The organism is Stenotrophomonas sp. AC248, assembly GCF_979258185.1.
Genome location: NZ_OZ409840.1, coordinates 232,188 through 257,169, shown reverse-complemented (window position 1 = coordinate 257,169; position 24,982 = coordinate 232,188). Strand labels below are relative to the sequence as shown.

Here is a 24,982-nt window from a genome sequence, read left to right as displayed (position 1 = left end):
GCTCGCAACCGCGCGGCGATCACGGCCCCGGCGGCAACTTCACTTCGAACCGCGCACCACCCAGCTCCGGCGAGCGCTTGACCTGCAGTTCGCCGCGGTAATCCTTGATCAGGTCCTGCACGATCGACAGGCCGATGCCATGGCCCTGCACGCGCTCGTCGCCGCGGACGCCACGCTGCAGCACCTTGGCGATGTCTTCCGGGGCGATGCCCGGGCCGTCGTCGTCCACCGACAGCACCAGCCCGGCGCGGCGTGCCCCCGGGGCCGGCAACGGCTTGGCGGTGAGCAGCACGCGGCGCTTGGCCCACTTGAAGGCGTTTTCCAGCAGGTTGCCGAGCAGTTCCTGCAGGTCGCCCGGCTCACCGTGGAAGCGCGCACCTTCGTCGATATCGAATTCGCACAGCACGCCCTTGCCGGCGTACACCTTCTCCAGCCCGCGCACGATTTCCTCGGCGTTGGACTCGATCGGCAGCGGTGCCGAGAACAACTTGTGCCCCGACGAGGCCGCACGCGCCAACTGGTAGGACACCAGGTTGTTCATGCGCCGCAGCTGCACGTCGAACTCCTGGCGCAGGTCCTGGTCCTGCGCGCCGCTGTCGAGCTGCGTACGCAGCACCGCCAGGGGTGTTTTCAGGCTGTGCGCAAGATCGGCCAGGGTGTTGCGCTGGCGCTCGAGATTCTCGCGCTCACTTTCAATGAAGGCGTTGATGCTGTCGGTCAGCGGTTCCAGCTCGCGCGGATGGCGCTCGCTCATGCGCTCGGTCTCGCCGCGCTGCACCTTGGTCAACTCGGTGATCACGCGCCGCATCGGGCGCAGGCTCCACTGCAGAATCACCGTCTGCAGCATCAGCAGGATCAGACCAGCGCCGCCCATCCAGAACCAGACGCGGCCGCGGAACACGCGCAGCTGCGCGCCAAGCGCGCGCGAGTCTTCCATCACGTAGATGGTGTACGGGAATTCAGTAGCCGGGTCGGCGTCGGCATCCCACACCAGGCCCAGCCCGTAGCGGTACACCGAGCCCTGGCTGCCATCGATCTGGATCATCGGCAGCGGGCCCTCGAACACCTCCTGGCGCGGGGCCAGCAGGCCACCGCCCACGGTGGGCAGCATCGGGCCTTCGGCGGACATCGAGTTGCCCTTGCCGCCGGGCATCACTACCTGCAGGTACAGACCGCTGCCGGGCACGTCGAAACGTGGATCCGGCGGCTGTTCGCGGATGTACAGCGAGCGGTCGCGGGTGAAGTCGATGCCGGCCGCATAGGCGGTGGCATAGTTCTTCAGCCGCTCGCGCAGGTTGGCGCGCGCGGTATCGGCGAATGCCGCATCCAGCGCGTAGCCGGCGATGGCCAGAAACGCGACCAGGCCGACCGAGGCGGCCAGCAGCTGGCGCGCCTGCAATGAGCGCGGCCGCCAGCGTTTAAAGAACCACAGACGGCCTGACATCATCCCTTCGCCCGGCTAGCGGCTCAGCCCTCGTTGCGCGGAATGGCGAAGCGGTAGCCCCGGCCACGCACGGTTTCGATCGGCTTGAGTTCGCCGTCGGCATCGAGCTTCTTGCGAAGGCGGCCGATGAACACTTCCAGCACGTTGGAGTCGCGGTCGAAATCCTGCTGGTAGATGTGTTCGGTGAGGTCGGCCTTGGAGACCAGTTCACCGGCATGCATCATCAGGTATTCCAGCACCTTGTACTCGTAGCTGGTGAGGTCCACGTTGCTGCCGCTGACGCTGACCGTCTGCGCGGCAAGATCCAGCGCAACCGGCCCGCATTCCAGCGTGGGCTTGCTCCAGCCAGCGGCACGGCGCAGCAGCGCGTTGACGCGGGCCAGCAGTTCCTCGACATGGAACGGCTTGACCAGGTAATCGTCGGCGCCCTGCTTGAGCCCTTCGACCTTGTCCTGCCAGCTCGAGCGTGCGGTAAGGATCAGCACGGGGAATTTCTTGCCCTCATCGCGCAGCGCCTTGATCAGTTCCATGCCCGACATCTTGGGCAGGCCGAGATCGATGATGCCAACGTCGAACGGCACTTCGCGGCCCATGTACAGACCTTCCTCACCGTCCTGCGCAGCGTCGACGGCAAAACCTTCGCGCTTGAGCCGGGCGGCCAGGGTTTCCCGCAGCGGGGCTTCGTCTTCGACCAGAAGGATACGCATGAACTCTCCCTAGTGTCCTGGGTATGGCCGGGGGCCAGTGGAATACAGTTGATTACGACAACTATCCCTGTTCAGGGGTTATCGCCGCGTAGTGAAGACATATCCGATCGCGGTGCGCGGGGCTGTGAACGCGCCGGCGCGGGGTCGTCCATGTAGCGGACCCGACCACGATCGTCCATGTATTTGACCCGGTTGATGTCGCGGCCGTCGTAGGGCACCCGTTCGGCACCCAGGATGTGGCCGCCGGTGGTGCGCTGGACGCGGCGGACCGCGTCGGACAGCGAACGTTCCGGCGCTGCCCCGCGTGCGGCCCGCACCATGGCCTCACCGCGTGCCGGATCCGGGGTCGGTTCCTGCGCCGACACACTGCCGATGGAGGCAGCGGCGCCCGTCGCCAGCAGGGCGAGGACGGCAAGACGGCGTTGGCGGGTCACGGAGAGCATCGGTTTGATCCTAGCGGAGCACAGCGAAACGTTCAAAAGTTGTGAATCGGAGCCGCCGACCTGGGCCGGCGCTTTACGAATCTTTAGCGAATTCTTGGTTTTACGCAGTGAATCCGGTCTGAACTTTTCCGGTCGCACCTCGGCGCCGTTCATCTAAGTGAACATTGGCGGCTAAAGTGGGTGCCTTGTCAAGCCGACAAGGTGACGCGCCTCACGCGGCGACGCGTTCGGCCTGGGCGCGGGTCACCGCCAGCGCCTGCTCGATCAGCGCCCAATCGGCACCTGCGCGGTGCGCGCCTTCGCTGAGCACCTGGCGGAATGCGCGGCCCCCGGGCTGGCCGTGGAACAGGCCGAGCAGGTGGCGGGTGATGTGCTTCAGGGCCAGGCCGCGGCCGAGCTGCGCCTCGATGTACGGGCGCATGGCGCGCAACAGTGCCTCGCGCGGCTGCACGGGCGCACCGGTCTGGGCGGCCTCCAGCTGATGCAGCACGTAGGGGTCGTGGTAGGCCGCACGGCCCAGCATCACCCCGTCCAGCGCCGGCAGCTGCGCCTGCGCCGCCTCCACGGTGGCCAGGCCCCCGTTGAGCACGATCTGCAGCGCCGGGCAGTCGGCCTTGAGCCGGTGGGCCCAGTCGTAGCGCAGCGGCGGCACTTCGCGGTTTTCCTTCGGCGACAGCCCCTTCAGCCACGCATTGCGGGCGTGCACGATGAACATCGCACTGCCCGCGTTGGCAGACTGATCGACGAAGTTGCGGAAGGTTTCGTAGTCGTTATCTTCATCCACGCCCAGGCGGCACTTCACCGTGACCGGGATGTCCACCGCCGCGACCATGGCCGCCACGCACTCGGCCACCAGGGCCGGCTCGCGCATCAGGCAGGCACCGAAGCGCCCGGCCTGGACCCGGTCGGACGGGCAGCCGCAGTTGAGGTTGACCTCGTCATAGCCCCAGTCCTGGGCGATGCGGGCAGCCTGCGCGAGCAGGGCCGGATCGCTGCCCCCCAGCTGCAGGGCCAGCGGATGCTCGCTGCCATCAAAGCCGAGCAGGCGCTCGCGGTCGCCGTGGATCACCGCGTTGGCGTGCACCATCTCGGTGTACAGCCGCGCCCCCGGGGCCAGCAGCCGGTGGAAGTACCGGCAATGGCGGTCCGTCCAGTCCATCATCGGGGCGACGGACAGGCGCAGGGAGGCGGCGTAACGCGCGGCGGCGTCGGTGGTGGGCAGGGTCATCGGGCGGAGCGTCGGATACTGCTGGCATTGCCAGCGCAATCAATAGTTTACCTGCTTGGAATGAACGTTGCCCGCAGGCAGGGGCATGTCGTCAGGCATTGACACGTGCGAGGAACTGCGAAACATTTATGAACTAGACATGAAGTCAACATGGGGGGGACATGAAGTCAGCAAGACCTGTTGTGGTTGGCGTTGGCGTTGCCGCACTTTTGATTGCAGCCGCTGTTACATGGACAACACGTGGGCTACCCAACGCGAAGCAATCCCATGCGGCTGGTTCTTCTTCAGAGCAGCCCGTCAGCCTGGGGTCGGACAAGGCTCCAGTTGCGCGCGCGCCTATCGCTAGTCGCTCATCGGGCTCCGCTTCAAGTGCCTCCCCACGTATTGGGGATGCTCTTTCCGGCGCGAAGACCGAAGCCGACGTGGCGTGGTTGGTGCGCAATGGATATCCCTCAACTGAAGCGGCCCGCGATGCTTTGCTTCGACGAGGTGCGAGAGGCCCACTCGAGCAAGCCGAGCTACTGGATCCCACTGCGATCCTGGACGCAGAACAGCTAGCACTTCTTGACTCCTCCCGACGCACGGAAGCGATGGAGTTTCTGGCTGCTTCTGCACAGTCTGGGTCGATCTACGCACTAGAGACCATCGCGCGGATTCATGAGGATGGTGTAGATGGCATTTCTGACCCCGTACGAGCTTCAGCCTATCGAAAGGCAGCTGAGTTACGAGGCAGTTGGCCGGCAGGATTGGTCAACGGCCGGTCAAAGCTGACGCCACAGCAAGAGATGTACGCGACCCTGATGGCGCACCAGGTTATTGCGAATATTGAGGTGGACCGGCAGAAAAATGGACTGCCTCCACTTGGAATCGATAGCCGCCCAGGATTGAACGATCTAATTTCGGAAATCGCAAAGAGCGGCGCACCTGCATCTCGCTGAGATCGCTGCTTCGACTCATTCGCATTACCCGCCAGTCGCCGTCAGGGCGCCGACGGCGTCAGGTACTCATGGAAGGTGCCCGAAGGAGCGTATGTCATGCGGTACAAGCTTGCTTTTCCGTTTCTTTTGCTCGCGTCGGCGGCAGCAGTTGCGTGTGCCGTAAGTGCTCTCATGAGCGCCCCCATTAAAGTCAACGCCGCAAACACGGTCGCCGCTCACTGGCGCACCATCGGCGATGAACTGCAATCGCAATTTGGATCTGCGCTTCGGGACGTAGAGCTCAACGTAAAAGTGCCCCTTCAGCTGTGCGCTGCTTTTGGAGTAGCATGCGCGCCCCCTGTTGAAACGAACATGCACAAACCCTGCGGCAAGACCATGAAAGAAGCGGCAAATGATATCGCCAATGGCGCCAACGATGGCGGCGGTGGAATAGGCGGGGACTGGGGCGGATCAGGTGACAGCGGGGGTAGTGGCAGCAACCCTTGGGAAGGGTGTTTCTCTGGGACGCAAACGGGGACAGCATGCACTTCAGCCGGTGGCGGTGCTGAGCACTGTGTTTCGACCTCGATCCCCATTCTGGAATGCCCAGGCATGGGGTAATTTGTCCCACTGAGAAGCGCAGCTCATGCCGCGCTTCTCAGGCCACGATGGCGTTAACCGCCGCTGGAAGCAGTCACCTGAATGCGTTTGCAGTGCGCTTGGTCCTTGTCGCCCAAATTCAAGCGAGAATGCATCGCCCCGCACCGCAAGACACAGAATGTCCCCTTCCCGCCCACGCCCGTTCGACCCCACCACCGAACAAGGCGTGCTGCGCCTGTCCATCGCCGCCTCGCTGGCGATGGCGGCCGCCGCCGTGGTGTTTGGCTTCCTGGCCAACTCGTCGCTGATCATCTTCGACGGCATCTACGGGTTGATCGACGTGGTGATGACCTGGCTGTCGCTGCTGGTGGTGCGGCTGATCAGTATGTCGACCAACGTGGACACCCTGCAGTCGCGCTTGAACCAGCGCTTCACCATGGGTTTCTGGCACCTGGAACCGATCGTGCTGGGGGTGAGCGGCACGCTGATGATCGGCGCGGCGTTGTACGCGGCGGTCAATGCGGTGGACGCGCTGATGTCGGGCGGGCGCGAGATCGCGTTGGGGCCGGCGATCCTGTTCGCGGTGCTGTCGATCATTGCCGAGATCGGGCTGGCGGTGTTCATCCGGCGCGTCAACCGCAGCATCGGCTCGGAGTTCATCGCGCTGGACGGCAAGAACTGGGTGGTGTCGGCCAGCATGTCGGCGGCCTACCTGGTCGCCTTCATCGGCGGCTGGCTGCTGGGCGGCACGCACTGGGCCTGGCTGGTGCCCTACATCGATCCGGCCATCCTGCTGGTGGTGTGCCTGTTCGTGATGGTGGCGCCGCTGGGCACGGTGCGCCAGGCGCTGTCGGACATCCTGCTGATCACCCCGGTGGACCTGCAGGCGCACGTGGATGCCGTGGCGCGCGACATCGTGGCCCGGCACGGTTTCCTGGAATACCGCAGCTACGTGGCCAAGGTGGGGCGTGGCGAGCAGATCGAGTTGTTCTTCGTGGTGCGCGCCGACGATCCGCCGCGTGCACTGCTGGAATGGGACCGCCTGCGCGATGAGATCGGCGAGGCGCTGGGGGAGGAGTCCACTGATCGGTGGCTGACGATCATGTTCACCACCGATCGGGAGTGGGCGATCTGACGTGTGCCCGTCGTGCACGCGCATTTGGAGCAACACCGTCTCCTGTCGAGGCATAGTCACTGCCGCACTGAACGTCGATTTCCATCCCGCCATCGGATTGGCCGACCGGACACTTACCCACTAAGCTCCTCGGTACCGTTCACGTCGAACGGTTGAAAACGCGTGCAGCCCAGCGCGCGACGCACGAGGAGCAGATATGGTCGACCATGGAACGGGCAGGCTGCTTGCCCTGTGCTTGTCCGTCGCAGGTGTGCTTGCCATGCCGGCAGATGTCGGTGCCGCCGCGCACACCACCGTCGTTACCAGCCACACGTATGTATCGGGCGATCCCGAAGGTACCCGCGTCCTTGAGTGGATCGCAGCGCACTCGCCCGACAGACGCCCGCTGGCCCGTAATGGCGCAGTCGTCGTGGAGAGGAAGCAGCACGTCCCCGGATCACCTGCCTCCATCAGCGCGCCAGACAGCGTGCCGACGAAGGGCAACCCGGGCGATGCCTACAGCGTGAAAAGCACATTTGCCGATGGCACCACCCAGACGTGGGACTATCGCTGGGCAGCGCCGCCCGCCGGCGAAGGGGGCGAATGGGGCTTGACGGGCTACACGTTCCGAAAGGGAAGCGCGCCCGTGGAAACTCCCTGACGCCGAAGGTGAATTCGCGAGCGGCCGGCGGGCAATACATCACTGCATGTTTCCGATGCCACGGTCACGATGGATCAGTCGCGGCACGCACGCCCTCTTTCCACTGCCGCGGCGACTGCCCGGTCTGCGCCTTGAAGGCGCGCGACAGCGCCGCTTCGCTGCCATACCCCACATCGATGGCGATGCGCTTGAGCGGCTGCCCCTTGCGCAAGGCCTGCTGCACCAGCCGCGTGCGCCAGCCCTGCAGGTAGTGGCCGGGGGTGCTGCCGATGGTGTCGCGGAAGCTGTCGGCGAACGCGCTGCGTGACATGCCGGCACGCTGGGCCAGCGATTCCAGCGTCCATTCGTCGGCCGGTGCCTCGTGCATGGCCACCAGCGCATGGCGCAGGCGCGGATGGGCCATGCCGGCGAGCAGCCCCACGCGCAACTGGCCGCTTTCCATCAGCGCGCGCAGGATCTGGATCAACACCACTTCAAACAGGCGGTCGAGCAACGCCTGGCGGCCGCAGCGCTGGGCGAAGGCTTCTTCAAACAACACCGACAGGATGGGCTGGCCGCCGTAGAGCTGGTCCAGCGGCAGGCAGATGACCGGCGGCAGCGCGGCGGCGACCGGGTTGTTGCCGGCACCTTCGAACTGCAGGTGGGCGCAGGCGAAGTCGGCGCCGCGCTGGGGATCGGTCACGAAGCGATGCGCCAGCGGGCGCGGATACAGCAGCACGCTGGGCTGGTCGATCTGCAGCACGCTGCCGTCGGCGTGCTCGACGCGGACCTGGCCCTCGCGGATGAGGTGCAGCTGGCCGCGTTCGCCATCGGCGGGCAGGTCGTTGATGCCGCACAGCGGACCGGCGTGGAAGACTTCGGCGCTGACCGCAAAACGGCTAAGCAGGGACTGGAGGCGATCGACCATTCTGGACTCCTGGTCAAGTTTGACAGACGAAATGTAACCCAACGTACCCCTGGACCGGTCAAAGTACACCTGCCATCTGGCCCACCCCATTCCACGCCACAGGAGATTCCCATGTCCATCGAAAAGGTTCTGTACACCGCCACCGCCACCGCTACCGGCGGCCGTGAAGGCCACGCCACCTCGTCCGACAAGGTGCTGGACGTGCAGCTGTCGACCCCGCGCGAGCTGGGCGGCGCGGGCGGCCCGGGCACCAACCCGGAACAGCTGTTCGCCGCCGGCTACTCGGCCTGCTTCCTGGGCGCGCTGAAGTTCGTGGCCGGCCAGGCCAAGGTTGCGCTGCCGGCCGAGACCGCGATCACCGGCAAGGTGGGCATCGGCCAGATCCCGACCGGCTTCGGCATCGAAGTGGCGTTGGAGATCAGCGTGCCGGGCCTGCCGCGCGAGCAGGTGGAAGAGCTGGTGCAGAAGGCGCACATCGTGTGCCCGTACTCCAACGCGACCCGCGGCAACATCGACGTGACGCTGACCGTTGCCTGATGCCGCAGGTGCCGCAGGTGCCGCTGGTGCCGTACCGGCCTACGGGCGGCACCTGACGCACGGGTAAAAAAATGGGCGGCTGCCTGGCTGGATAGCCCGGCAACCGCCCATCCCACCGCGGTGGATCCCGTGGGCGCGCCCACGGGATGCGTCTGGTGTGGCGGGCAACGACCAACGGTCGTTGCCTACCGGTGAAGCCGGATGTCGCCGGTTTCGATAGTGAAGTTGCCGGCCAGCGGCCGGCAGCGTCCGGGTTCATGAGGTTGCCGGCCAGCGGCCGGCACTACCCGTTACTTTTCGTTGGCGATCAGCTGCACGACGCTGGAGAAATCCAGTTTGCCGCGGCCGGCCTGGTGGTTCATCGAGTACAGGTTGCGGGCCAGTTCGCCGAGCGGGATCGACGCGCCGACGCTCATCGCCGCTTCCACCGCCAGGCCCATGTCCTTGAGCATCAGGTCGCTGCCGAAGCCGCCGCTGTAGCCGCGTGACGCCGGCGCATTGTCCAGCACGCCCGGCCACGGGTTGCACACTTCGGTGGCCCAGCTGCGGCCGGTGCTGACCGCCATCATCTGCGACAGCACCTTCGGGTCCAGCCCGTGCGCGACACCGAGGGCGATCGATTCGCCGGTGACGGCCATGATCACGCCCAACGCCATGTTGTTGCACAGCTTGGCCACCTGGCCTGCACCGCTGGCGCCCACGTGGAAGATGTTCTTGCCCATCGCCTGCAGGATCGGGCGCGCACGTTCGAGCGCCTCTTCCTCGCCGCCGACAATGAAGGTCAGCGTGCCGGCCTGTGCACCGGCAGTGCCGCCGGAGACCGGCGCGTCCAGCATCTGCAGGCCACGCGCCGCGGCCGCTTCGGCCACCTTGCGCGCGGTGGCCGGGGCGATCGTGCTGCAGTCGATGACCAGCGCGCCGCCCGGGATGTCGCCCAGCAGGCCGTCATCACCCAGGTACACGCCTTCGACGTGGCGGCTGGCCGGCAGCATCGAGATCACGATCTCGGCGTCGGTCAGGGTGTCCAGCGCGGAGTGTGCGGCGGTGGCACCGGCATCAACGGCGGCCTGCACGGCGGCAGGCACCAGGTCGAACACGCGCACGGCGTGGCCGGCCTTGGCCAGGTTGGCGGCCATCGGGCCACCCATGTTGCCCAACCCGATGAATGCAATACGGCTCATGCGTGGCTCCTTTCAGGGACGGAGGTGCCAAGGTCGGCCAGCGGATGCGCGGCGTCCGACCACGGCGAAACGAAGAAGGTCTGGGCCCACGGCGCGGTGGCGTCGGCCAGCGTGCGCGGCTGCCACTGCGGGGTGCGGTCCTTGTCGATCAGCAGCGCGCGGATGCCTTCGGCGAAATCGCCGTGGGCGGCCGCATGCAGCGCGGCGATGTATTCGATGCGGTAGACCTCGGCCAGCGCTGCGCCCTCGGCCAGGCGCTGTAGCTCGAACGCCAGCCGCGCCGAGCCGGGTGCACCGGCGGCCAGCGTGGCCTGCGCGGTCTGCAGCCACGGGTCATCGGTCTGCAGCGCGGTGATGGCGGCCACGATGGCCGGCACGTCATCCCCGGTGCACAGCGCGTCGATGGCCGCCGCGTTGCGCAGCAGCGGGCCGGTGGCCGCGTCGCTGGCGTGCTGCTGCAGCAGTGCATCGAGCTGGTCGTGGTTGCGCTTGGCGTCGTCGCTCCAGTGCACCTGCGTGAGCGCGTTGAAGACGGCCCCCCGTTGCGCTTCGGCGATGTGGATGTCGGCCAGGCCGGCATAGATCGCATCGCCCGCATTGAGCGCTGCACCGGTCAACGCCAGGAACAGGCCGCCCTTGCCCGGTACGCGCGGCAGCAACCAGCTGCCGCCCACGTCGGGGAACAGGCCCACGGTGATCTCCGGGAACGCCAGCTTGGAGCGCTCGCTGACCACGCGGTGGCTGGCGCCGGACATCAGCCCGATGCCGCCGCCCATCACGATGCCGTGGCCCCAGCACAGGATCGGCTTGGGATAGGTATGGATGGCGTAGTCGACACGGTATTCGACGTCGAAGAATTCGGCAGCGTAGGCGTTGTCGCGGATGTCGGTCTTTCCGGCTTCACGGTAGTCGACCATGCTGCGGTACAGGCTGTGCAGGTCGCCGCCGGCGCAAAACGCCTTCTCGCCCGCGCCCTGCAACACCACCAGCGCAATGCCGTCATCGCGGGCCCAGGCATCGAGCCGCTCGCGGAGCAGGTGCGCCATCGGCAGCGAGAACCCATTGAGGGTGCGCGGTGCGTTGAGCGTGGCAATGCCGATGCGCGTGCCGTTGGCGGCCGCGCGTTCTTCGAACAGCACCGGGGCCTCGTCGCTGGCGGCCGGCGTGCTCATGCGTTCTTCCACTGCGGGGCGCGCTTTTCCAGGAAGGCATTGACGCCCTCGGCCTGGTCGGCCCGGTCGAACAGGTCCACGAAGGCCTCACGCTCGGCCACCAGTGCGGAGGCGTGGGTGCCGCTGCGGGTGGCCTGCACCAGGGTCTTGCAGGCCGCGATGCTGGTCGGGCTCTGCTTGCCGGCCTTGTGCGCCCATTCCAGCGCCAGGGCCTTGGCCTCGCCCTTGCCGACCTTCTCCTCGGCCAGGCCGATGCGCACGGCCGTATCGGCATCGATACGTTCGCCCAGCAGGATCATCCGCTTGGCCCAACCCTCGCCGACCAGGCGGGGCAGGTTCTGGGTGCCACCGGCGCACGGCAGCAGGCCAACCGTGGCCTCCGGCAGCGCCACCTGGGCGTGGTCTTCGATGATGCGCAGGTCGCAGGCCAGCGCGCATTCCAGGCCACCGCCCATCGCATAGCCGTTGATGGCGGCGATGGACACGCCACGGAAGCCGGACAGCGCTTCGAACGCTTCGCCGAAACGGCGCGCCGCTTCGCGCGCCGCGGCCTTGTCGCCGGAGGCGAACTGCTTGAGGTCGGCACCGGCCGAGAAGAACTTCTCGCCGCCGCCGGTGATCACCAGCGCATAGATGCCACTGTCGGCATTGAGTGCACCCACCAGGTCGCGCAGCGCCGACAGGCTGTGCACGGTCCAGGTGTGGGCCGGCGGGTTGTCCAGCGTCACCACGGCAACGTGGCCATCGGCCTCGACCTTCAGGCCGGTGTGATCATGCGTGCGCCAGTCGATCATCGCAGTTCCTCGTCGGTATTGAGCAGGTGGCGGGCCACGATCACACGCATGATCTCGTTGGTGCCCTCCAGGATCTGGTGCACGCGCGAATCGCGCAGCAACCGTTCAATGGGGTATTCGCGGATATAGCCGTAGCCGCCGTGGATCTGCAGCGCGTCGTTACAGATGTTGAAGCCGGCGTCGGTGGCGAAGCGCTTGGCCATCGCGCACCACACGTTGGCATCGCTGGCACGGGCGTCGAGCTTGCGCGCGGCGGTGTGCACCATCTGCCGGGCAGCCACCAGCTGGGTGGCCATGTCGGCCAGCTTGAACTGCAGCGCCTGGAATTCCGACAGCGCCTTGCCGAACTGGCGGCGCTCGCCCATGTAGCGGCGGGCGGCATCCAGTGCGCCCTGGGCAGCGCCCAGCGAGCAGGCGGCGATGTTGATGCGGCCGCCGTCCAGGCCCTTCATGGCCAGCTTGAAACCGCTGCCTTCCTCGCCCAGCAGGTGGCTGACCGGCACGCGCACGTTCTCGAACGTGATGCCACGGGTCGGCTGGCTGTTCCAGCCCATCTTCTCTTCTTTGCGGCCGTAGCTGATGCCCGGCAGGTCGGCCGGCACCGCGATCGCGCTGATGCCACCTGCGCCGGCACCGCCGGTGCGCGCCATCACCACCAGCAGTTCGGTGGCACCGGCGCCGGAGATGAAGGCCTTGGAGCCGTTGAATACGTAATCGTCACCGTCACGCACCGCGCTGGTCTTCAGCGAGGCGGCATCCGAACCGGCACCCGGTTCGGTCAGGCAGTACGAGGCCAGCTTGGTGCCGGACGACAGGTCTGCGCCCCACGCGGCACGCAGGCTCTCCTGGCCCCACTTGTCCACCATCCACGACGCCATGTTGTGGATGCTGACATAGGCCGCCGTGGACGGATCCACATTGGCGAGCTCCTCGATGACGACGGCGGCGTCCAGACGGCTCAGGCCGCTGCCACCGACCTCGGGGTCCATGTACAGGCCACAGAACCCGAGTTCCCCTGCCTTGGCGATCGCCTCGCGCGGAAAGATGCCCTCCGCATCCCATCGCGCGGCGTGCGGCGCCAGTTCGGCCTGGGCGAAGTCACGCGCGGCCTCTCTATAGGCCTGCTGCGCTTCGTCGAGTTCCGTCGTCATCGAGTGGCTCATGGTCGAACTCCGTTGTTGCTTACTTCAGGCTGATGGTGGTGTTGACGCCATGACCCAGCGTCTCGTCGTCGAACCAACGCGAGGTGATGGTCTTGGTCTGGGTGTAGAACATCACCACCTGCTTGCCGTACGGGCCCAGGTCGCCAAGCTTGGACGCGCGCGAACCGGTGAACGAGAACAGCGGCACCGGCACCGGGATCGGGACGTTGATGCCGACCTGGCCCACGTCGATGTCTTCCTGGAACTTGCGGGCGGCCGCGCCGGACTGGGTGAACAGTGCGGTGCCGTTGCCGTTCGGGTTGGCGTTGATCAGCGCGATGGCGTCTTCCAGGGTGTCCGCTTCCAGGATCACCAGCACCGGCCCGAAGATTTCCTCGTCGTACACGCGCATGCCCGGCTTGACGCCAGCGAAGATGGTCGGGCCAACGAAGTTGCCCTTCTCGAAGCCATCGACCTGCGGGTTGCGGCCATCGAGCACCAGCTTGGCGCCCTGCTCCACGCCCGAGGCGATCAGGCCTTCGACACGCTCACGCGCGGCGCAGGAGATCACCGGGCCGACGTCGGTACCAGCGACGCTGCCACCGCTGACCTTGAGGGTCTTGGCCTTGGCCACCAGGTCCGGCACCCACTCGCGCGCCTCACCCACCAGCACCAGCGTGGAGGCGGCCATGCAGCGCTGACCGGCCGCACCGAAGGCGGCACCGACCATCGCGTTGAGGCTCTGTTCCTTGTTGGCGTCCGGCAGCACCACGGCGTGGTTCTTGGCGCCCATCATGCACTGCACGCGCTTGCCGGCCAGCGAGGCGCGGTTGTACACGTGGGTGCCGACGCGGGTGGAGCCGACGAACGAAACAGCCTTGATATCCGGGTGATCACAGATCGCGTTGACCACCTCTTCGCCACCGTGCACGACGTTGAGCACGCCCTTGGGAATGCCAGCTTCCAGCGCCAGTTCGACCAGGCGCATGGTCACCATCGGGTCCTGCTCGGACGGCTTCAGGATGAAGGTGTTGCCGGTGGCGATGGCCATCGGGAACATCCACAGCGGAATCATCGCCGGGAAGTTGAACGGGGTGATGCCGGCGCAGACGCCGAGCGGCTGCAGCAGGGTGTAGGTGTCTACGCCGTTGGCCACGTTGTTGGCCAGTTCGCCCAGCTGCAGATTGCCGATGGCAGCGGCGTGCTCGACCACTTCCAGGCCGCGGAAAACATCGCCTTCGGCGTCGGGCACGGTCTTGCCCTGCTCGGCCGACAGGATGTGGGCCAGCTCGCTCATGTGCTCGCGGATCAGCTGCTGGTACTTCAGGAAGATGCGGGCGCGGGTGCCGATCGGGGTCTTGCGCCAGGTCTTGAAGGCTTCCTTGGCCGAGGCCACGGCGGCGTCAACCTCGCCCAGGGTGGCGAACGGGACTTGGGCCAGGACGTCCTGGGTGGCCGGGTTGACCACGTTCTGCCAGTGCGAGCTGGCCGATTCGATGAACTGGCCATCGATCAACATGCGGATACGGGGCGCTGCAACAGTCATGGACAATCCCGGGGGGTCGAAAGTTGTTGGCATTATTCACAGAGCCATCCTCGATTTCCGGGCTGTATACGCTTAATCTGGCCAATGCCCGCTACGATTCTTGTGAATTCTGTGAATAGCCAGCCCACCCATCGTCAGATCGGCCTGCGCCTGCTGAAGCTGCGGGAGCAGCGCGGCTACAGCCAGGTTGAGCTGGCCCGGGCGCTGGGGCTGTCGGCCAGCTACCTGAACCAGATGGAGCGCAACAAGCGCCCGCTGACGCCGGCGGTGCAGCAGAAGCTGCGCGAGGTGTTGGGCGACGTTTCCGGGCTGTTCGACGTGGATGAACCCGGCGCGTTGCAGGAAGCGTTGAGCGACACCCTGCGCGACCTCGGCCTGGACGACGTGAGCAGCACCGAGCTGCGCGCCATGGCCGGCAACCTGCCGCAGGTGAGCCAGGCCCTGCTGGACCTGCACCGCCGCCATCTGGCGCTGCGCGAGCACGCTGCCGCCCTGGAGTTCCAGCTGGGCGACGTGCATGCCGGGCAGGCGCTGCCGGCCGGCGACCAGGTGCGCGACTTCTTCAACCGCATGCACAACCACATCCCCGAGCTGGACGACCTGGCCGAGCAGCTGTTCGGCGAGTGGGGGCTGGTGGCCGGGCACGTGGCGCCGCGGCTGCGCCAGCTGCTGGCCGACCGTCACGGGGTGCTGGTGGAGGTGGCGCCACTGCAGGCCGGGCGCGAGAAGCGCGTCTATGACGGGGGCAGCCGCACGCTATGGCTGCCCGATTATCTGGAGCCGGGCCAGCAGGCGTTCCAGATGGCCGCCGAGCTGGCGCTGCTGGGCTATGCGGCGCAGATCGATGCGGTGATCGCGCGCGCCGGCTTCCGCGAAGCGGAGCAGATCGCGCAGGCGCGGATCGGCATGTCCAACTACTTCGCCGGCGCGCTGGTGATGCCGTATGCGCAGTTCCTGCGTGCGGCCGAGCACAGCAGCTATGACATCGATGCGCTGGCGCACCGCTTCGGGGTGGGCTTTGAAGCGGTGTGCCATCGGCTGAGCACGCTCGCGCGGCGCAGTGCGCCGGGGTTGCCGTTCTTCTTCATCCGCGTGGACCGGGCCGGCAATGTGTCCAAGCGCCACTCGGCCACCGACTTCCACTTCTCGCAGGTGGGCGGCTCGTGCCCGCTATGGATCGTGTACGAGGCGTTCAACCAGCCGGGTCGGGTGCTGACCCAGACCGCGCGCATGCCCGACGGGCGCCGCCACTTCTGGCTGGCGCGGCAGGTGAGCAGCGGCCCGATCGGGCACGGGCAACCGCGCAAGACCTTCGCGGTGGCGCTGGGCTGCGACCTGCAGCATGCCGAACGGCTGATCTACTCGCGCGGCCTGGACATCCAGAGCCCGGGCAACTCGGTCTCCATCGGCCCGGGTTGCCGCGTGTGCCCGCGCGAAGATTGCATGCAACGCGCGTTCGCGCAGCTACCAGGCCGCGGGTAGAGTCGACCGTTGGTCGACTTGCATCCGGCGCCAGGAATGTTCGATGCGAAGGGCAGCCGACCAACGGTCGGCTCTACCGGGTGACTGGAATCGATCGGGATGCGGTGTGTGCCATCGGTCGGGGTGGGCATGCATGCGTTCCACCCGCGTAGAGTCGACCGTTGGTCGACGTCTGTCCTAGTCCCAGAACACCGAGTAGACCTGGAAACCCTCGGCCGGCACGGGTGCTGCGGCATGCTGGCCGTATGGCCAGCCTGCGCTGGCGCCGTCCGATTCCAGGCCTTCCAGCCATGACTGCACGGTGGGCGCGTCAGCAGAGGTGAGGATGTGGATGTTCTCCGCTGCCGGCCAATCGGTGTCGTCTTCCAGCGCCATGCCCCAGTCCTGATGCAGGCCGACATACACGCCCTGGACGTCCGGGCGCGCGGCGATGGCCTGAAAGCGTGCGTGCAGCTCGCGGATGGGCGGGCGCCCGAACTCCCATTGGTTCGGCGCGATCGATTCTTCCTGATCATTGCCCGTGAAATACGCATCCAGCGGGACCACCGGCAGGTGGTCGGGGTCGAGCGCGTCGAGGTGTTCGAGTGTCTGCAGCAAGGCCATGCGTGGGGTCATGCGGTTCCATCCTGGTGAGAGCGGCGCGTCAACGAGCATAAACGAGATGCGCAGCCGACCAACGGTCGGCTCTACCGGTAATGCTGGGTTTCATGAGGAGCCGGCCAGCGGCCGGCACTACCGGGCATGTCGCGTTCCATGCGTTGCCCGGCCGGCGCCCCTCCCGGCTCAATACATCGGCGTGACCTTCATCTGCGGCAGCGGGCGTGGCGCGCCGTCGGTGAGGTCGGGACCGAGGTCTTCCCAGGCCTGGCCCTGCTCGACCATCAGCCGCCACAGCTGCTGGGAGGCGCGCCGCTTGTCTTCCGAGCCCAGCCGGTACGACGGCGGCGGCGGTTCGCCGGTGGCCACGCTCTGGTACGCATCACGCCAGGCGGCCACGCGCTGCGCAGGATCGTCGGTGCGGGCGATCTCCAGCGTGTAGCGCTGGTAGGCCGAGGCCAGGTTGCGCCAGCGGATCCAGTAGTGGTTCTGGAAGGAGAAGCCGCAGAAGCGTTCGCCCGCCACGCTGCCCTTGGCGGCGATGCGGCTCAGCACGTCCTGCGGCATGTCCAGGTTCATGCCGCCTTCGTCGCCATGCAGCGACACGTGCACGATGCGATCGCGATACCCCGGTGCACGGGCCTGCAGCACGTCGCGCCAGTTCTGCATGGTCGATACGATCGAGAACAGGAAGCCGGACATCTCCGCGGCTGCCAGCGGCCGCGCAATGGCGTGGTAGCTGCGCTGCCAGCCCTGGCGGTTCTCGGTAGGCAGGAACACCGCCTGTTCAAGCTGCGCCTGCGCGCCATGCCTGCCGGCGTCCAGCACGCTCACCGCATCGGCGTGGCGCGGGTACACCAGGTTGATGCCGAAGGTGGGCCAGCGCGGCAACGCCGCGTCGAACAGATGGATGGGGAAGTTGCTGCTGATGCCACCATCGGAGAACCAGCACACCCGGAAGGCGGTGATCACCGGGCCACAACTCTGGCCGCCGCTGGTCAGACCTTCCATGCTGTCGGCAACGTTGCTGTTGTCGTGCGGCGCGGACGCCTCCGGCTGTGGTTCACAGCGCCGCTCGCGACGCGCCGGTTCGTGCAGTGGTACCGCGCTGATCAACAGCGGGAAGCTCAGGCTCATGCGCGTGGCCACCAGTACCGGCAGCTGATCGCCATCGACCAGACGGTAATACGCGCGACCATCGACCTGTTCGGGCGCGCCGGCCTGGGCCACCAGCCACTCCACCACGCTGGCCGGGAACAACTGCGCGAATTCCTCGCGCAGGAACCAGAAATGCGCCGCACTGAACGGCAACGTGCGCGGCTCGGTATGCGACACGCAGGTGGTGATCATCTGCAGGCTGATGGCCTGCGCGCCGGCCGGCTCGTCGTGGTACCGCGGGGCCTGGTGCAGGTCGCCGAAAGTGAGCGGCTGGCCCGGCGGTTTACCCGACAGCGCCTGCAGGCGGTCATGCAGCCAGTCGGTCAGGGCCGGGGTGGCGGCGTCGGCCTGGGTGCTGCCATTGCACAGCCCGAGCAGATTGCGCCGCGCCACCCGCGCCACCCGCAGCGCCGATGCGAGCACGCCGGCGCCGTAGGCGCACAGCAACGAGGGCAGCAGCGTCGCCCACACCCCCGCCACGCCACCGGCCAGCCAGCCGATGCCCAGCAGGCCGATCAACGCGGCCAGCAGTTCCAGCGGCGCGATGGCGAATACGGCGGCCAGCAGGCAGGCGATCTTGCGCGGCAGGCTGGATTTGCCGGTGAGCATCACCAGCAGGCGGTAGGCAGTGCGCGCGCCGTGCGCAGGCTGGAACAGGCTGTAGATGAAGCCGCGCGTGGACAGTTGCGCAGACACGGCCGACAAGCCGGGGAAACCGACCTGTGCGTCCACTGCCTCGCCAGCGTGGCGGCGGCGATCCCCCAGTGCAGCCGCCGCGGCCACCGCCGCGGCAATCGCTCCGGCCGAGGTGCCGCCGATGTTCTTGAAGCGGTATTCGCGCGCCAGCGACAGCACCGCGTTGGGATACACGATGCCGCTGGTGATGCCGCCCTTCATGACCAGATCGCAGTACTTGTCCGCCACGCCCGACTCCTCACGTCCGCCTGCCCATGCGCGGCCGATCCGCGCAGGCCCCGCAGGCATCCCGGCCAGGGGCCGGCACCCAACGGGCTGATAACGACAGTATCGCCCGGGGCCTTCTCACGGCCTGAGAAGCACGGCACGGAACGCCTTACTCGGGTTTGGCGCCCGACTGCGGCACGCGGCGCACCTGCGACAGGTCGTAGCCCAGCGCGGCCAGCCGGGTCATGGCGGCCTTGTAATCGGCCTCCGGAATGGTCGGGGTGCGCGCCATCAACCACATGTAGTCGCGCTTGCTGCGCCCCACGATGGTCTGCTGGTAGCCGTCGTCCAGGTACACGATCACGTACTCGGCCTGGATCGGCCAGATGAACTGCATGCCCCACTCAGCACCGTTGGTGCCGGGCTTGACCTTGCCGATCGGGTGCATGGTCTTCACCGGCGCATCGAAGCTGCCCTTGCGGTAGCGGAAGGTGGTCTGGATGCGTCCATCCGGGCGCAGCGCGTAGGACTCCACCGCATCGAACGCCTCGCGCTCGGGGCGGCTGGGGATATGGGCGATCACATACCAGTCGCCCATGAAGCGCGGCACATCCACGTGTGCCACGGGCGGAATGGGACGGGTGTTGCCGCCGCAGCCCAGCATCAGGCTGGCCAGCAACAGGGGAGCGAGGGCGCGGTAAGACATGGCAGGATCCTCATGGCAGGCGGGGTCACGGGCGGTCGAACAGGTAGTGGGCCACCTGCCATTGCTGGCCGTCCTGGTAGCCGAACAGCTCGGCGCAGGCCATCCAGAACATGCGCCAGCGTTGTGCCCACAACGCCGCCGAGGGTGCGCCGTAGCACTGGCGCATGATCTCCAGCACCGCGTCGCGGTTCTGGTCCTGGTTGGCCAGCCAATGGTTGGCGGTGCGCTCGTAGTGGGTGCCATCGAGCAGCCAACGCTGCTGCAGCTGCAGATGCTGCTGGAAGCACAGCAGCGTATCGGCGGCCGGCATCAGGCCGCCGGTGAAGAAGTGCCGGCCCATCCAGTTGTCGTCGCCCTCGGTCTCGAAGGGATACATCAGCGTGCGGTGCACGAAGATGTGCACGAACAGCTTGCCCTGCGGGCGCAACCAGCCGTGGATGCGCTGCAGCAGCTGCCGGTAGTTGCGCATGTGCTCGAACATCTCGATCGACACGCAGCGGTCGAACGCGGCCGTATCCAGCACCAGGGTATTGGCATCGCGGGTCAGCACGGTGACGTTGTCCAGCCCGCGCAGGCGGCACTGCGCCTGGATGTGTTCGCGCTGACTGTTGGAATTGGACACCGCGGTGATGCGTGCGTTGGGGTAATGCTCGGCCATCCACAACGTCAGCGAGCCCCAGCCACAGCCCAGTTCCAGAATGTCCTGGCCATCGGCCAGCTGTGCGCGCTGGCCGTACAGGGCCAGCATGGCCTCTTCGGCCTGGTCCAGCGTTTCGCTGCCGGTGGGGTAGTAGCAGCTGCTGTATTTCAGCCGCTTGCCCAGGCACAGTTCAAAGAAGCCGGCCGGCACTTCGTAGTGCTGGCGGTTGGCCGCGTCCACGTGCAGGGCCACCGCGCTCTGCGACAGTTCGGCGATGCGCGCGGCAAAGCGCTGCGACTGCGCCTGCTGGCCACCGGCCAGTTCGTCGCGCAGGCGTGCCTCGCATTGGCGGCGGATGCCCAGGCGCAGCAACGCGTCGGGCAGCAGGCCGCGCTCGGCCAGGCCGGTCAGGCCCGGCGCGTGGTCGGGCGCGGGCAGGGAGTCACTGGCGACATTCACGGGGACGGCTCCTTGCGGGTATTCGATGAGCGGGAGGGAAACCACGGAAACAGCATCGGCGTGGTGCGCTGGTAGTCGCGGTAGTCCTCGCCACGGCTGCGCAGCGCCTGGGCCTCGGTGAAGGGAATACCGCTGACCCAGCGCAGGAACACGTACATCACCACCGGGCCGGACCAGGCCAGCCACCACAGCGGCGAATGCACGGCCAGCAGCACGTAGGTGAACCAGTGCAGCCATTCGAAGAAGTAGTTGGGGTGCCGCGAGTAACGCCACAGCCCGTCGCGGCAGGTTTTGCCCTTGTTGCCGGGGTCGGCGCGGAAACGTGCCAGCTGGCGGTCGGCCAGCGCTTCGCCGCCCACGCTGAGCAGCCAGACCGCGATGGCGGCCAGGATCCAGCGCAGGTCATCGGGCTGGGGGTTGTGCGCGACCGCAACGAACGGCAACGCGAACAGCACGATCAGCCCCGCCTGGAACTGGAAGAAGCCGAAGATCTTGCCCTGGTGGCCGTTCCAGTGGGCACGCAGGTGCTGGTAGCGGCCGTCTTCGGGTTCGCTGCGCACGCGGTGCCAGAGATGCAGCGCCAGCCGCGATCCCCACAATCCGCCGAGCACCGCCAGCGCGATGCGCGGTGCCGGTGCGCCGCTGCCCAGCACGGCCAGCAGCAGGGCCGACGCGCCCACGCCCTTGGCCCACAGCACATCGACCACGCCGATGTTCTGGTGGCGGCGCTGCCACCACCAGCCCCAGCTCATGATCAACGCGGCATACAGCCATACCCACCACAGCAACTTCATGCGTGTTCTCCCGCCGTATCAGAAAGGGCGTGCGACGTGCGCTGCCAATGCCGCGCGCACGCGGCCAGCACCGGCAGCGCCAGTGACCAGCCAAGGCCAAGCAGCAGCACGCCCTGCCAGCGGGGCGTAGCGAAACTCACCGCCGACCAGCCACGCGCTGCCGACAGATACGCCAGCGGCGCCAGCAGCAGCCCGACCAGGGCGGCGATGCGCAGGTGCTTCTGCAGCACCGCAAACGACACCGGCAGGGTCATCGCGAACGCCGCCCACAAGGCCAGGATCCACACCGGGGCCACCCACGCCGGGCCATTGCCGGCCGCGTACTGCACCCAGCCCGAGCCACCGGCCACGCCGTCCACCAGCAGGCCGCACAGCAGTGCCACGCCCAGCAGGCGAAGTTCCACGCCGGGCTGCGGCGACAGTGCCAGCTGGCTGCCCACGTACACACCGGCGGCCAGCAGCGCGGGCCAGCGCAGGCCGTGCCCGGCGCCAACCACCGCGCACAGCCACACCAGCTGGTTGCCGATCACATTGGCCCAGAAGCGCACCATCTCAGCCGCCTTCGCCGTGCGCGGCAGGCCGGTAGCCCGGGCGTGCCATCAGCAGGTGCGACACGCCGATGGAGCGTTCCAGGAAGCCGCCTTCGCAGTAAGCCAGGTAGAACTCCCACAGGCGGATGAAGCGTTCGTCGAAGCCCTGCGCGCGCACCGCCGGCAGTTGCGCCAGGAAGCGCTGCCGCCAGGCGCGCAGGGTGAGCGCGTAGGACGTGCCGAAATCATGCTGGCCGATCAGCTGCAGGTCGCTGCTGCGGGTCTTGGCCGCCATGATCGCGTTGATCGACGGAATGAAGCTGCCGGGAAACACGAAGCGCTTGATGTAGTCCACGCTGCGCCGCGCCTGTTCGTAGCGCTGGTCTTCGATGGTGATGGCCTGCAGCAGCGCCAGGCCCTCGGGCTTGAGCAGGCGGGTGAGCGTGTCGAAATAGGTGTCCAGGTACTGCGCACCGATGGCCTCGATCATCTCGATGGAGACGAGCTTGTCGTACTGGCCGTCCAGATCGCGGTAGTCCTTCAGCAGCAGCGTGACCTTGTCCTGCAGGCCGGCCGCTTCCACGCGCGCCTTGGCCAGGGTGTACTGCTCCACCGAGATGGTGGTGGTGGTGACGTGGCAACCGATCTCGCCGGCCGCGTACAACGCGAACCCACCCCAGCCGGTGCCGATCTCCACCACGTGGTCGCCCGGTTGCAGCTGCAGCTGCGCGCAGATGCGTGCCAGCTTGCGCCGCGAGGCGTCTTCCAACGAGTCCGCCGGGCTGGCATACAGCGCCGAGGAGTACATCAGGTCCGGCGACAGGAACAGCGAGAAGAACGGATTGCCCAGGTCGTAATGCGCGGCGATGTTGCGGCGGCTGCCTTCGCGGGTATTGCGGCGCAGCCGGTTCCAGCCCTTCAGCAGCCAGCCGCCGATGCGCGCCACGCCGCGCTCCATGCCGTCGAGCAGGTCGCGGTTGCGCACCAGCAGCTGCACCAGCGCCACCAGGTCGCTGCAGCGCCAGTCGCCACGGATATACGACTCGCCCGCGCCCACGCTGCCCTGCGCCGCCACTGCCCGGTAGAAGGCGGGGTCATCCACCCACACGGTGACGCGCAGGCTCGCTGCCGGATCGCCCAGCAGTACATCGCCGGCAGCGTCGCGCAGCTGCAGGCAGCCACCGCTCAGGGGCGCCAGCTGGGCCAGCAGGCGATCGCGCAGGAAGCGCTCCAGTGCCGTGGGCATCGGCAGCGCAACCGGGCGGGTCATGTCGTTCATGGGCGTTTTCCTGCAAGCGAAGGATGGTCGTGGACGGGGGTGCGCTTGAGCCACAGGCGCAGTGCCTGCCAATGAATGGCGGCCACCACCTGGACGGTCATCAGCGGGAAGCGCAGCAGCACGCCGGCCAAGCTGAGCGCGGTGATCGGGTGGCGCTGCAGCACCAGGTCGGCATCGAACTGGCGTACGCCCGCGCGCCACACCTGCATGTGCACGTGCAGGTCGTCGCCCGGTGCGGTGAAGCGCCAGCGGTAGTGGCAGTCCATGGCCATGAAGGGCGATACATGGAACTGCTTGTCGAATTCCCAGGCCAGCGCGCGGCCACTGGCATCGGCGGCGGCCACCGGCAGCACGTAGGCGTGCCGCTCCTTCCACGGGGTGTTGGTGATCTCGGCCACGATGCAGTCCAGCGTGCGGCCATCGTCGGCGTAGCAGTAGTAGAAGCTGACCGGGTTGAACACGTGGCCGGCGTAACGCAGGTGCGTGAGCAGGCGGATCGGGCCGTGCGGTGCGCGGCCCAGCGCGGCGGTGATGCGGGCGCGTACCGCATCGGCCAGCGGTTGCGCCGGGTCGCCGAGGTAGTCGCTGCGGCGGAATTCGGCCAGGTTGCGGCGTCCCACCGACCACAGCCAGCGCCGCGCGAACAGCGTATCGATCTCGTCCAGGTCCAGCAGCAGCTGCGCCACCGGGTAGCCGAACGCATGCGGGTGCGGGGCGTGGCGGCGGTGGCGCATGCGGCCACGGTAGAGGGCGCTGGCGCTCATGCCGGTTGCGCCTGGGCCAGCGGCCAGTACGACTCGGCGTCCAGTGCCTGCAGCGCATCAACCACGCGCCGTGCACTGCGGATGCCGTCTTCGTGGAAGCCCCAGCCCCAGTACGCGCCGGCAAACCAGGTGCGGCGCTGGCCCTGGATCTCGGCCCAGCGCTGCTGCGCCGCCACCATGGCATGGTCATGCACCGGGTGCGCGTAGTGCAGCGTGCGCAGCACCTTGGCCGGGTCGATGGCGGCCGTGCGGTTCAAGGTGACCACCAGCGGCGTGGGCGTATCGATGCCCTGCAGCTGGTTCATCAGGTAGCTGACCGTGCAGGGCGCGAGCGGGTTGGCCGGTACGTGCGCGTTCCAAGCGGCCCAGGCCTTGCGGTTGCGTGGCAGCAGGCGCGCATCGGTGTGCAGCACCACCTCGTTGGGCTGGTAGCGGATCGCACCGAGCACGCTGCGTTCGGTGCGGTCGGCATCGGACAGCAGCGCCAGGGCCTGGTCGCTGTGGCAGGCGAGCACCATCTGGTCGAAGCCTTCCAGCCCAGCCGCGCTGTGCACGCGCACGCCATGCTCGTGGCGCTCCACGCCGAACACGCGGCAATCCAGCCGTTCACGCACGTGCCAACGCCGCCGCATCGCGTCGATGTAACGCGCCGAGCCGCCCTGCACCACCCGCCACGGTGCGCGACCACTCACCTGCAGCATCTGGTGGTTGGCCATGAACTGCGCCAGGTAGCGCGCCGGGAAGGCCTCCAGGCTGGCGGTGGGCGAGGACCACAGCGCCGAGGCCATGGGCAGCAGGTGCTCGTCGATGAAGGTGCGCCCATAGTGGCCGGCGCGCAGGTAGTCCCCCAGTGAAGGCCCGGCATCGTCGCCATGCAGCAACGCCGGTGCCTCGCGGTAGAAGCGCCGCAGGTCGCCGAGCATGCCCCAGAACCGCGGGGACACCAGGTTGCGACGCTGGCAGAACAGCCCATCCAGCGAGGTGGCGTTGTACTCCAGCCCGCTGCGCTCGCTGTGTACCGAGAAACTCATGGTGGTGGGCTGCGAAGCCACGTTGAGCTCGTCGAACAGCGCGGTGAGCAGCGGGTAGTGCAGCGGGTTGAACACGATGAAACCGGTGTCCACCGCGTGGCTGGCGCCGTCCACCTGCACCTGATGGGTGTGGGTGTGGCCGCCCAGGTAGTCGTTGGCCTCGAACAGCGTCACCTCGTGCTGCTGGCCCAGCCACCAGGCGCTGGCCAAGCCGGCGATGCCCGATCCGATCACGGCGATACGCAT

25 protein-coding genes and 1 pseudogene are annotated in these 24,982 nt (G+C 67.3%); 6 read left to right on the top strand and 20 right to left on the bottom strand.

Annotated elements, in window-relative coordinates; all coding sequences use genetic code 11:
• Positions 1-19 precede the first annotated feature (19 nt).
• The 5 genes and pseudogenes from ACZ0AE_RS01130 to dusA all read right to left on the bottom strand — a co-directional run bounded on the left by ACZ0AE_RS01130 (position 20) and on the right by dusA (position 3,822).
• Positions 20-1,444 (bottom strand): ATP-binding protein, encoded by a 1,425-nt coding sequence (locus ACZ0AE_RS01130; protein ID WP_038692635.1) that lies wholly within the window; start codon positions 1,442-1,444, stop codon positions 20-22.
• A 23-nt stretch (positions 1,445-1,467) separates the two neighbouring features.
• The gene (locus tag ACZ0AE_RS01125; protein WP_392732909.1) at positions 1,468-1,710 is read right to left on the bottom strand and encodes a winged helix-turn-helix domain-containing protein; all 243 of its coding nucleotides are present in this window, start codon (positions 1,708-1,710) and stop codon (positions 1,468-1,470) included.
• Between the two features lie 162 nt (positions 1,711-1,872).
• A pseudogene (locus ACZ0AE_RS01120) lies at positions 1,873-2,151 on the bottom strand (response regulator); the annotation flags it as partial.
• Positions 2,152-2,222: 71 nt separating this feature from the next.
• Complete coding sequence (locus tag ACZ0AE_RS01115; protein ID WP_038691089.1) at positions 2,223-2,594, bottom strand: hypothetical protein; 372 nt, start codon at positions 2,592-2,594, stop codon at positions 2,223-2,225.
• 211 nt (positions 2,595-2,805) lie between these two features.
• Complete coding sequence (gene dusA, locus ACZ0AE_RS01110) at positions 2,806-3,822, bottom strand: tRNA dihydrouridine(20/20a) synthase DusA (RefSeq protein ID WP_463600179.1); 1,017 nt, start codon at positions 3,820-3,822, stop codon at positions 2,806-2,808.
• Positions 3,823-3,983: 161 nt separating this feature from the next.
• On the opposite strand from dusA, the gene ACZ0AE_RS01105 reads away from it, so the two are divergent.
• From ACZ0AE_RS01105 to ACZ0AE_RS01090, 4 genes are all read left to right on the top strand, one after another.
• Positions 3,984-4,760, top strand: coding sequence for a hypothetical protein (locus ACZ0AE_RS01105; protein WP_185753394.1), 777 nt, complete (start codon positions 3,984-3,986; stop codon positions 4,758-4,760).
• 96 nt (positions 4,761-4,856) lie between these two features.
• Positions 4,857-5,360 (top strand): hypothetical protein, encoded by a 504-nt coding sequence (locus ACZ0AE_RS01100; RefSeq protein ID WP_185753395.1) that lies wholly within the window; start codon positions 4,857-4,859, stop codon positions 5,358-5,360.
• Between the two features lie 157 nt (positions 5,361-5,517).
• The gene (locus ACZ0AE_RS01095; RefSeq protein WP_038691093.1) at positions 5,518-6,474 is read left to right on the top strand and encodes a cation diffusion facilitator family transporter; all 957 of its coding nucleotides are present in this window, start codon (positions 5,518-5,520) and stop codon (positions 6,472-6,474) included.
• A 196-nt stretch (positions 6,475-6,670) separates the two neighbouring features.
• On the top strand, positions 6,671-7,114 hold the full coding sequence (locus tag ACZ0AE_RS01090) for a hypothetical protein (protein WP_463600178.1): 444 nt from the start codon (positions 6,671-6,673) through the stop codon (positions 7,112-7,114).
• 64 nt (positions 7,115-7,178) lie between these two features.
• On the opposite strand, the gene ACZ0AE_RS01085 is transcribed toward ACZ0AE_RS01090, so the two are convergent.
• Positions 7,179-8,021: an AraC family transcriptional regulator gene (locus ACZ0AE_RS01085; protein ID WP_448132770.1), complete on the bottom strand. Its 843-nt coding sequence runs from the start codon at positions 8,019-8,021 to the stop codon at positions 7,179-7,181.
• A gap of 111 nt (positions 8,022-8,132) precedes the next feature.
• Between ACZ0AE_RS01085 and ACZ0AE_RS01080 the strand changes: the two genes are divergently transcribed.
• Complete coding sequence (locus ACZ0AE_RS01080; protein WP_228884588.1) at positions 8,133-8,558, top strand: organic hydroperoxide resistance protein; 426 nt, start codon at positions 8,133-8,135, stop codon at positions 8,556-8,558.
• Positions 8,559-8,848: 290 nt separating this feature from the next.
• Here the strand turns inward: ACZ0AE_RS01080 and mmsB are convergent, their stop codons facing one another.
• Genes mmsB through ACZ0AE_RS01055 form a run of 5 tightly spaced genes read right to left on the bottom strand, consistent with a single transcriptional unit; the run spans position 8,849 to position 14,393 of the window.
• Positions 8,849-9,739, bottom strand: a complete 891-nt coding sequence (gene mmsB, locus ACZ0AE_RS01075) for a 3-hydroxyisobutyrate dehydrogenase (protein ID WP_038691101.1) — start codon at positions 9,737-9,739, stop codon at positions 8,849-8,851.
• Entirely contained in the window at positions 9,736-10,911 is a 1,176-nt protein-coding gene (locus ACZ0AE_RS01070; RefSeq protein WP_463600177.1) for an enoyl-CoA hydratase/isomerase family protein, read from the bottom strand. The genes mmsB and ACZ0AE_RS01070 overlap by 4 nt, the downstream gene beginning before the upstream one ends.
• Complete coding sequence (locus ACZ0AE_RS01065; protein ID WP_463600176.1) at positions 10,908-11,705, bottom strand: enoyl-CoA hydratase; 798 nt, start codon at positions 11,703-11,705, stop codon at positions 10,908-10,910. The genes ACZ0AE_RS01070 and ACZ0AE_RS01065 overlap by 4 nt, the downstream gene beginning before the upstream one ends.
• Positions 11,702-12,856 (bottom strand): acyl-CoA dehydrogenase family protein, encoded by a 1,155-nt coding sequence (locus tag ACZ0AE_RS01060; RefSeq protein ID WP_463600175.1) that lies wholly within the window; start codon positions 12,854-12,856, stop codon positions 11,702-11,704. Before ACZ0AE_RS01060 ends, ACZ0AE_RS01065 begins: the two co-directional genes overlap by 4 nt.
• A gap of 31 nt (positions 12,857-12,887) precedes the next feature.
• A complete protein-coding gene (locus ACZ0AE_RS01055) occupies positions 12,888-14,393 on the bottom strand; it encodes a CoA-acylating methylmalonate-semialdehyde dehydrogenase (RefSeq protein WP_463600174.1) in 1,506 nt (501 codons plus the stop codon).
• 111 nt (positions 14,394-14,504) lie between these two features.
• On the opposite strand from ACZ0AE_RS01055, the gene ACZ0AE_RS01050 reads away from it, so the two are divergent.
• A complete protein-coding gene (locus ACZ0AE_RS01050) occupies positions 14,505-15,875 on the top strand; it encodes a helix-turn-helix domain-containing protein (RefSeq protein WP_463602044.1) in 1,371 nt (456 codons plus the stop codon).
• Positions 15,876-16,052: 177 nt separating this feature from the next.
• Here the strand turns inward: ACZ0AE_RS01050 and ACZ0AE_RS01045 are convergent, their stop codons facing one another.
• The 9 genes from ACZ0AE_RS01045 to ACZ0AE_RS01005 form a co-directional block, all read right to left on the bottom strand.
• On the bottom strand, positions 16,053-16,490 hold the full coding sequence (locus tag ACZ0AE_RS01045) for a hypothetical protein (protein ID WP_448132765.1): 438 nt from the start codon (positions 16,488-16,490) through the stop codon (positions 16,053-16,055).
• Between the two features lie 168 nt (positions 16,491-16,658).
• Positions 16,659-18,554 (bottom strand): patatin-like phospholipase family protein, encoded by a 1,896-nt coding sequence (locus ACZ0AE_RS01040; protein ID WP_463600173.1) that lies wholly within the window; start codon positions 18,552-18,554, stop codon positions 16,659-16,661.
• Between the two features lie 148 nt (positions 18,555-18,702).
• Positions 18,703-19,239: a lipocalin family protein gene (locus ACZ0AE_RS01035; protein ID WP_038691114.1), complete on the bottom strand. Its 537-nt coding sequence runs from the start codon at positions 19,237-19,239 to the stop codon at positions 18,703-18,705.
• A 25-nt stretch (positions 19,240-19,264) separates the two neighbouring features.
• Positions 19,265-20,338: a class I SAM-dependent methyltransferase gene (locus ACZ0AE_RS01030; protein WP_463600172.1), complete on the bottom strand. Its 1,074-nt coding sequence runs from the start codon at positions 20,336-20,338 to the stop codon at positions 19,265-19,267.
• The gene (locus tag ACZ0AE_RS01025; RefSeq protein ID WP_038691117.1) at positions 20,335-21,132 is read right to left on the bottom strand and encodes a DUF1295 domain-containing protein; all 798 of its coding nucleotides are present in this window, start codon (positions 21,130-21,132) and stop codon (positions 20,335-20,337) included. Before ACZ0AE_RS01025 ends, ACZ0AE_RS01030 begins: the two co-directional genes overlap by 4 nt.
• Positions 21,129-21,683 (bottom strand): DUF2878 domain-containing protein, encoded by a 555-nt coding sequence (locus ACZ0AE_RS01020; RefSeq protein ID WP_038691119.1) that lies wholly within the window; start codon positions 21,681-21,683, stop codon positions 21,129-21,131. Before ACZ0AE_RS01020 ends, ACZ0AE_RS01025 begins: the two co-directional genes overlap by 4 nt.
• Position 21,684: 1 nt before the next feature.
• Positions 21,685-22,941, bottom strand: a complete 1,257-nt coding sequence (locus ACZ0AE_RS01015) for a class I SAM-dependent methyltransferase (protein WP_448132760.1) — start codon at positions 22,939-22,941, stop codon at positions 21,685-21,687.
• On the bottom strand, positions 22,938-23,705 hold the full coding sequence (locus ACZ0AE_RS01010) for a DUF1365 domain-containing protein (RefSeq protein WP_463600171.1): 768 nt from the start codon (positions 23,703-23,705) through the stop codon (positions 22,938-22,940). The genes ACZ0AE_RS01015 and ACZ0AE_RS01010 overlap by 4 nt, the downstream gene beginning before the upstream one ends.
• On the bottom strand, positions 23,702-24,982 hold the full coding sequence (locus tag ACZ0AE_RS01005; RefSeq protein ID WP_038691125.1) for an NAD(P)/FAD-dependent oxidoreductase: 1,281 nt from the start codon (positions 24,980-24,982) through the stop codon (positions 23,702-23,704). Before ACZ0AE_RS01005 ends, ACZ0AE_RS01010 begins: the two co-directional genes overlap by 4 nt.